Below are 7,432 nucleotides of genomic sequence, written 5' to 3'. Positions count from 1 at the left end.
GGCCGGCGGCCCGTTGGCCACGGTCAAGGAAGGCGACTGGATCGAACTCGATTGCGCCAATGGCCGCCTGCACCTGGACATTCCGGACGCCGAACTGGCGGCCCGCATGGCCGACCTTGCGCCGCCCGAGCAGCTGATTGTCGGGGGGTACCGGCAGCTGTACATCGACCACGTATTACAGGCAGACCAGGGCTGCGACTTCGACTTCCTGGTGGGCTGCCGTGGCGCCGAAGTGCCGCGTCATTCCCACTAATTGGGACGGGAGCAATGCTATGATGCCGCGTATTTCGCCAGAGTAGCCTCCCTGTTATGGATCAGCAGCCGACCAAGCCGCGCAAGAGCATGCACGCCCAAATCGTCCAGGACTTGGGCATGCACATCGTTTCCGGGCGCTTCAAGCCGGAAGAACGGTTGCCCATGGAGGCCACCTTGTGCGAGGAGTACAAGGTCAGCCGCTCGGTATTGCGTGAGGCGACCCGGGTGCTCAGCGCCAAGGGCCTGGTGATTTCCAAGCCCAAGGTCGGCGCCGTGGTGCGCCCACGGGTGCAGTGGCACTTGCTGGACCCGGACGTGCTGACCTGGCTGATGCAGTCGACACCCCACAGCGAGTTTTTCAACACCCTGGCCGGTGTGCGCCGGATCCTCGAGCCGGAAATCGCCGCGATGGCCGCGACTACCGCCACCGACGCCGACATCGCCACCATCGAAAAAGCCTACCTCGGCATGGAAACCGCCAATACCCACGAAACGTTGCTGCAGGCCGACCTGGACTTCCACCGGGCGATTGCCGATGCGACCCGCAACGACTTGCTGGCCTACATGTGCAATATGCTGTCGCTGCCACTTCGCGAGTCCATCAACATCACCAACCGTCGCCCCGACATCCAGGGCCTCAGCCTGCCCCGGCACAAAGCGATCCTCACCGCGATCAAGAACCGTGACGCCCTCGGCGCGCGGCATGCCTCCCTGGTGCAACTGGACGATACCCGGGTGGCGCTGGACACCGTGATGAACGTGCTGACGCCGCTGTAGCGCCAGGCAACCCACCGTCAAGTCGAGGCCGCCCTTGGATTACTTCGCTGCGTTAACCGCCTTTGTCGAAGCCGCCGAGGGCAATAACTTCTCCCGTGCCGCCGACCGGCTTGGCATCAAGGCTTCCACGGTTTCACGCTACGTGAAGGACCTTGAACAGGACCTCGGCATCGCCTTGTTCAACCGCTCTACCCGTACGCTGCACCTGACCGAGGGTGGCCAGACATTCCTGACGCACGCACGCCGGGTACTGGATGAACTCGAACAAGCCAAGGCCGCCACCTCCGCACTGAACGAACAACCACGGGGCGTGCTCAAGCTCAACCTGCCGCCCGCCTTTGCCCGCCACCATATCCTTCCCACCTTGAATGCCTTCCTGGCCCGCTACCCGCAGATTAAGCTGGAACTGGTGCTGGACGACAGCCACGTCAACCTGATTCATGCCGGCGCGGACCTGGCGATCCGCATTGGCACCCTGGCGGATTCCACGTTGAAGGCACGCAAGATCTGCGATGAGCGCTACCGGCTGGTGGCCAGCCCGGCGTTTTGCCGGGAGTATCCGGCGCCGGTCAACCCTGCCGACCTGGCTGCCATGCCGGCGATTCTGGGGGCGGCTGACAGCGCTTTTGCCAACGGGCGTGAGGTGTCACCGCTGGTGCATAAAGACAGCATCCGGATCAACGACCTGGACGCACAATTGATCGCCGCACAACAGGGCCTGGGATTTGCCTTGCTGCCCGACTGGCTGGTAGCCAAACCCATTGAAACCGGCGAGTTGCTGGTGTGGTTGCCTGAGTGGGATATCCGCATCGCAGGCCGTGAATCGGCGGTTTGGTTCGTTTATCCACCCAAGCGCATCGTGTCTTCCAAAGTGCGGTGCTTCATCGACTTTATCGTCGAGCAACTGGGCGAAACACCGCACTGGAAACGTCTCAGCTGAAGCGGATATCCAGCGACCGCAGATAGGTTTGCAGCCCCGCATCCTGGATCGGAATCAGGAAGGCTTCCGTGTCGGACTCATTGAAGTGGGCATGCCAGTAACCTGGCGGCGTCACGAACGCCAGGCCCGGCGACCAGTCGACCCGCACCGGGTTGCGGATCTGCCCATCGGCGTCCAGTTCGGTGCCCACCAGCGAATAGCAGCCCTTGGGGCAATCAATGATGAAATCCAGCGCAATCGACTGGTGTCGGTGGGGCTTCTGAATCGACCCCGGCGGCAGGATGCCGTACATCGCCCACAGCACATGGGTCACGGTGCGAGTCTGCGGGAAGTTGCGATTGCCCAGCAGGATGCTGATACGGCTACGGTCCTGGGCGCGGGGATCATCGGCCGCTTCGCGCAGTTTTGCGTTGGCCAGCTCCGCGGGATACAGCGTCGGCACGAAGCGATCGGCACTGCGGATCACGCCCAGGTAACGCAACAGCGGCTCATCGTGGACGTAATACAGGCGCGCATCCTCTGATGCGCTGAACCGCGCTTGCTGCAGACCTGGCAGCGCAATGAAGCAGCCTTTGGTCCAGTCGATGCGGTGCGCGCCCTGAACCACACTGCCCTGCCCGGCGATGACATAAAACACCTGTGAGGTGGCGTTGGGGTGCAGTTCCAGCGTATCGCCGGCGTTCAGGCGAATGAAGTTCGCACACAGCCCCGGACCGGTGGCCGGACCTTCGCAACCCAAGGCATCGCTGAGGTCCAGCGGCACTACCCGAGAGGGCCCACTGTCGTACAGCGAGGCCGGGAAGCTGTGATAGGGAATGCGCGTGATCAGGTTGGCGCTGATGGGATTGGCGGCCTTGCTGTATTCAAAGTATTCGGCATCGAGCAGGTGCTGCGGTTGGGTATCGGCCACGTCAGGCTTGAATTCGCTATTCATTATGATCACCTCAATCTACGACTGGATTTCGCATGCCCCGTGGGGCGCTGCGGCGGTGAAAGAACTATAGGCATTCAGCGGCGGTGGATTAATCCCTCATCTTGCATAGCAGTTGTGCGAAATGGGGCAGGCATAAGCCTCTCTTGGTGTACTGATAGTTTGATTCAATCAACTATCAAAGTGCCACTTTATAAATAAGTTAAATATATATACATCAGCGCCCATAAAAAATCCGCCGCAGAGACTGCGGCGGCAAACCAAAGGATGTTGTCGAAGCAGAGCGGCTAAGACAGGGTTAAAACTACAGCAGCGTGCGCATATGCACAGTGAATTTTAATTAATCGAGTTTAATCGGCAGTGCACCTGCGCACGCAACTATTGGCAATTAAACTATCCACGAAACAACAGGCTAGTTAAACAAACACGGTTGATCGTGGACTTTCGTTTTACCTTGCTGCTTCGCCGAAAAGGCCCGGGTTTGCCCCGGGCCTTTTTTTCGGGGACCATATCGGCCTTCTTTCTGATGTCACCCAAGGGAATCCCATGGCCAACCACGACCTCGCCTTCACCCCCGATCTCGACCCGGACTCCATCTCTTCCGACGTTATCGGCTTCAACGGCATCCTCGTCTCCACGCAAATCCCTACCCGCGCCGACGGCAGCCTGGAGCTTGGCGACATCACCCTGCAAAGCGAATGCACCCTGCAAGCCCTCAAGGTGGCCCTGGAACGTGCCGGCAGTTCGATTGACCGGGTCATGCACCTGACCATCTACCTGACCGACATGGCCGACCGCGCCGCTTTCAATGAAGTCTACAAGCGCTACTTCGCCAAGCCCTGGCCGGTGCGTGCGGCGGTTGGTGTTGCCGCCCTGGCCGTCGAAGGCATGCGGGTTGAAGTCACTGCGATGGCCGCCAAGGGCTGATCAGGAGCGTCGTTCAATATTCGACGCCGCCGGTAGCCAGCGCAGCAGATCCACATCATTCATGGGCCGGGCGAACAGGTAGCCCTGCCCTTGAGTGCATCCCATCGCGAGCAACGACTCGCGCTGCTCCTCCGTCTCGATGCCTTCCACTACCACGGACATCCCCAGGGTTTCCCCCAATGCCAGGGTACTGCTGACGATTGCCTGGCAGCGCGGTTCGTGGAGCAAGGTGCGGATAAACTCCCCGTCGAGCTTGATCTCGTTGAACGGCAACTGGCACAGGCGCTGCAACGACGAGAAGCCTGCACCAAAGTCGTCGATGGACAACTTGCAGCCCATCATGCGCAGGCGCACCAGGGTTTCCAGGCTGGTGGCCGGGGCTTCCAGCAGGCCACTTTCGGTGAGTTCGAAGGTCACGCTGGCAGGTGCCGTCTGGTGCAGCGAGAGGATGCCCTTGATCACTGCGGTCAGGTTGCTGTTGGTCAACTGGCTGGCATTCAGGTTGAACGACAGGTCAAGCGCCAGCCCGGCGTTTTTCGCCAGTCGCTGCAGGCTCAGGGCCTGGTTCATCTGCATGAACAACAGCGTATCCAGCAAGCCGCAGCGCTCCAGCACCGGCATGAACACGGCCGGCGACAGGATGCCGCGCAACGGGTGCACCCAGCGGGTCAGCACCTCTACGCCGCAGACGTCATCGGTATGCAGGTCGACCTTGGGCTGGTACCAGGCCTGCAGTTGCTGTTCGTTGAGGGCCCACCGCACTTCTTCATCGCTGGCCAGGCGTACCGGTGCAGCCTTGGGTGGCGCGACACCAGGGCCACTGGAGCGCTTTTTTAGCAGGGTCTCCAGGGCGTGGGCCTGCAACGGCTTGCCGACGTCACCGAGCATTTCCAGGCCCAGCAACGAAACGATCTGCTGCACCGTGCGGCGCACATCGGCCGACAGTGAGCTGCTGATAATCACCGAGCCGACCAGTCCCGAGTGCCCCACCTGCTGAAGAAACTCCAGGCCATCCATGCCGTCCATGCACAGGTCGCACAGGGCAATATCCACCCCGCCCACCTGTTGCAGCACCGTCAGCGCCTGCACACCGTCTGCGGCCTCGAATACCTCGTGGCAACCCAGTTGGCGCAGCAGGCTCACTGCGACGGCACGTTGAAAAGGATGATCCTCGAGTACCAGCACGCGTATGGGAAAACTCGTCATTGAAGTCGGCTCATCTGAAAGGAATAAGGTCGCCCGGGTATGACGCCGGGCGTGTCGCAGCGGTTTAGAGCACGGGCAACTTGACGATTTGCTCGGTGGTCATCACATCGCCGAAGGTGTCCTCGACTTCGGCCAGTGCCGATTGATGCAAGGCGTCCTTGTCGACGCTTTGGCCATTGAGACGGGTGATCGCACGGGTGGCAGAAGCATCGGAAGCAACGATCACGTTGAAACCCAGTGGCGCTGCATCACGGGCGGCACCGGCGACACAGGCGTGGGTCATCAGGCCGCTGATGATCAGCGTGTTGATCCCGGCCTTGCTCAGTTGTGTGGCCAGGTCGGTGCTGGCGAACACGCTTACGGTGTTCTTCTGCACCACGTGGTCCTGAGGGCGTGGCTGCATGTCCTTGTGGAACTTTACGGTCTCGCCATCAATGGCGAATACCGCAGCGCCGGCCGGCGACACGTGCTGCACGTGGTAGACCGGGATCTTGTGGCTGTCGGCGTAGTTGATCAGCTCGCGGGTTTTCGCCAGGGCACTGGCGCCATCCGGGATTGGCATGCGCCCGGTGAAGTATTCGTTCTGGAAGTCGATCACGATCAGCGCGGTCTTGGCGGCCGGCAATTGCTTGATCTGCTCGGCACCCGACATGGCGCGGATGGTCGGGTGATCGTTGGCAATAGCAGCACCGCTGGCAACCACGGTGGAGAGCACGCAAGCGGCCATGAAGCGACGGGTAAAACGTTGCATGGGGTTTTTCCTATTTGTAGGTGATGGTGAAGTTCGCGGTGGCGTTGGCAATACCGGGCTGCGGCCCGGAGGCGTCGCCGGCGGTCTGGATGTAGCGGGCACCGAACTGCAGGTTGGTGGTGCCGTCCTGGACCGGCATGATCGGTACGTCGACGCCCAGCGGCAGCACGGTTCCGTCCTGCTTGAGCACCTGTACCGCCACGCCGCTGGCGGTGGCTTCAGAGTTGAGCCCCAGGACTCCCTGGCCGGCATCGACAATCACCGACCCCTTGGCGCCATCCAGGCGGATGTTGGCGGTGTTGCCCTGGAAGTAGTTCCAGGTCGGATTCCCCGCGTACGTCCCGGCAATGCAGTTATTCAGCGGGATATTGAAACTTTCGGTTGGCGTGACGCTGCCGGGACCGTTGAACACGCGCTTTTCCCAGTTGTTCAACGGAACGTCGATGATGCTGCCCACGCCTTCGGGCATGCTGCAGCCGGCCACGGTCACGCTGCCGGTCAGGCGACCGTCGATCCAGTCGAACGGCGTACCGTTGTTGTTGATCGTGACGGTGTACACCTGCAGGTTGCCGAAATCATTGACGCCTGCCGGGATCGGTCCGGTTTTGATCAGGATCAAGCTGTTATTGGTATTGGAGGCGAAACCACCGGTATTACAGCTGGCGTACGTCAGCGGGAAGTACCAGTTGCCGGAGGTCCGGCACAGAAAGCTGGGGCGGCTTTCGTTGACCACGCCTACCCCGATTCCCGGTATGTTCGTCGCGTACAGTTGGCTGCCTTGCACCGCGCCAATGGCGGCGGTGACCGCGGGTAACTTGGCACCGAGCATGTTGGCCTGGATTGAAAACGGTACCGTCGTCGTGCAGTTGATGATCGGGAAGCGGGTGTACTTGACCAGCCCGATGGTTGACCCCACCGGCGCATCCTGAGGAATGTACACATCCCCGATGGGGTGTACGCTCTGGGTCGCGCTGGTAGACGCACAGTCGGCCAACGCCATCTCTGACAGGGCAAACGGTGCCACCGCCAGCGCGCTCAACAGCACGCGTTTTTTCCACTTGTTTATCTGTTTCATGGACGAACTCCTACGCACACAGCGTCCATCACCCGATAACCGTCGGTGGCTGGCGTGCTGCTGATATCCAAATTGATTTCACACTGCTGCGCGGCGTTGCCACCCCATTTCATGGTGTAGGTGACACCTTTGCCCGCCGACAGCAGCACTTGTCCGGCCTGGCCGACCACGCCGACACTGGCGCCCTGGTCGTCCTGCACGGTGGTGCCGAAAGGCAAGAGCGAGCCGTCCTGCAAGCGGACGTTGAGCAGTATTTTTTCCGATCGGCCGGCGGCGAATACCGCCTTGACCACCGCACCGCGACGCGGCACCACGTTGGTCACGCCTTCGGCGATGTCGACGCTGGTGTCCAGTTCGCTGGTGTCCACGGCCACGCGGTTCTTGCGATACGGCGTGACGTACGGCACCAGGGCGTATCCGCGGTCATTGGTCAGGGTGCCCGGGGCATTCAGCAGGCCGACCTTCGGCGTGTCCTTGACCTCCACCAGCGCCACGGTTTCACCCAGGGTTTGGCCGAATTCCACGCCATCGGCATGGGCCAGCACCGAGCCCGCCGCGCTGACCGAGGTC

Annotated in this window: 9 protein-coding genes; 4 read left to right on the top strand and 5 right to left on the bottom strand. The window is 61.3% G+C overall.

Annotated features, from left to right (window positions below; genetic code table 11):
* From HX846_RS29830 to HX846_RS29820, 3 genes are all read left to right on the top strand, one after another.
* Positions 1 to 253 (top strand): dihydroxy-acid dehydratase (locus tag HX846_RS29830; protein WP_178966755.1); only part of this gene is annotated, 253 nt, incomplete at its 5' end.
* A 56-nt stretch (positions 254 to 309) separates the two neighbouring features.
* Entirely contained in the window at positions 310 to 1,032 is a 723-nt protein-coding gene (locus tag HX846_RS29825; protein WP_003217775.1) for a FadR/GntR family transcriptional regulator, read from the top strand.
* A 34-nt stretch (positions 1,033 to 1,066) separates the two neighbouring features.
* Positions 1,067 to 1,972 (top strand): LysR family transcriptional regulator, encoded by a 906-nt coding sequence (locus HX846_RS29820; protein WP_102604314.1) that lies wholly within the window; start codon positions 1,067 to 1,069, stop codon positions 1,970 to 1,972.
* On the opposite strand, the gene HX846_RS29815 is transcribed toward HX846_RS29820, so the two are convergent.
* Positions 1,965 to 2,906: a cupin gene (locus tag HX846_RS29815; protein WP_008433330.1), complete on the bottom strand. Its 942-nt coding sequence runs from the start codon at positions 2,904 to 2,906 to the stop codon at positions 1,965 to 1,967. The genes HX846_RS29820 and HX846_RS29815 overlap by 8 nt on opposite strands.
* A 543-nt stretch (positions 2,907 to 3,449) precedes the next feature.
* Here HX846_RS29815 and HX846_RS29810 point away from each other — a divergent pair.
* The gene (locus tag HX846_RS29810) at positions 3,450 to 3,830 is read left to right on the top strand and encodes a RidA family protein (protein ID WP_003217799.1); all 381 of its coding nucleotides are present in this window, start codon (positions 3,450 to 3,452) and stop codon (positions 3,828 to 3,830) included.
* Here HX846_RS29810 and HX846_RS29805 read toward each other — a convergent pair whose 3' ends face one another.
* The 4 genes from HX846_RS29805 to HX846_RS29790 all read right to left on the bottom strand — a co-directional run.
* Positions 3,831 to 5,036 carry an EAL domain-containing protein gene (locus HX846_RS29805; RefSeq protein WP_093209901.1) on the bottom strand — a complete coding sequence of 402 codons (1,206 nt, stop codon included), beginning with the start codon at positions 5,034 to 5,036 and terminating at the stop codon, positions 3,831 to 3,833.
* Positions 5,037 to 5,100: 64 nt separating this feature from the next.
* Positions 5,101 to 5,787, bottom strand: a complete 687-nt coding sequence (locus HX846_RS29800) for a cysteine hydrolase family protein (protein ID WP_063030246.1) — start codon at positions 5,785 to 5,787, stop codon at positions 5,101 to 5,103.
* Between the two features lie 10 nt (positions 5,788 to 5,797).
* Entirely contained in the window at positions 5,798 to 6,862 is a 1,065-nt protein-coding gene (locus HX846_RS29795) for a fimbrial protein (protein WP_087693813.1), read from the bottom strand.
* A partial coding sequence (locus tag HX846_RS29790) for a fimbria/pilus outer membrane usher protein (RefSeq protein ID WP_178966754.1) occupies positions 6,859 to 7,432 on the bottom strand: 574 nt, incomplete at its 5' end. The genes HX846_RS29795 and HX846_RS29790, both read right to left, overlap by 4 nt.

It is taken from the genome of Pseudomonas sp. K5002, assembly GCF_013386655.1.
Lineage (GTDB): Bacteria > Pseudomonadota > Gammaproteobacteria > Pseudomonadales > Pseudomonadaceae > Aquipseudomonas.
The sequence above is the reverse complement of the archived record's forward strand: the minus strand, read 5'-3'. Positions and strand labels throughout refer to the sequence as shown.

Bases quoted from the DNA above. Each gene is read 5' to 3' on its own strand.
- HX846_RS29825 (WP_003217775.1), top strand. From the start codon at position 310: ATGGATCAGCAGCCGACCAAGCCGCGCAAGAGCATGCACGCCCAAATC.
- HX846_RS29815 (WP_008433330.1), bottom strand. From the start codon at position 2,906: ATGAATAGCGAATTCAAGCCTGACGTGGCCGATACCCAACCGCAGCAC.
- HX846_RS29810 (WP_003217799.1), top strand. From the start codon at position 3,450: ATGGCCAACCACGACCTCGCCTTCACCCCCGATCTCGACCCGGACTCC.
- HX846_RS29805 (WP_093209901.1), bottom strand. From the start codon at position 5,036: ATGACGAGTTTTCCCATACGCGTGCTGGTACTCGAGGATCATCCTTTT.
- HX846_RS29800 (WP_063030246.1), bottom strand. From the start codon at position 5,787: ATGCAACGTTTTACCCGTCGCTTCATGGCCGCTTGCGTGCTCTCCACC.
- HX846_RS29795 (WP_087693813.1), bottom strand. From the start codon at position 6,862: ATGAAACAGATAAACAAGTGGAAAAAACGCGTGCTGTTGAGCGCGCTG.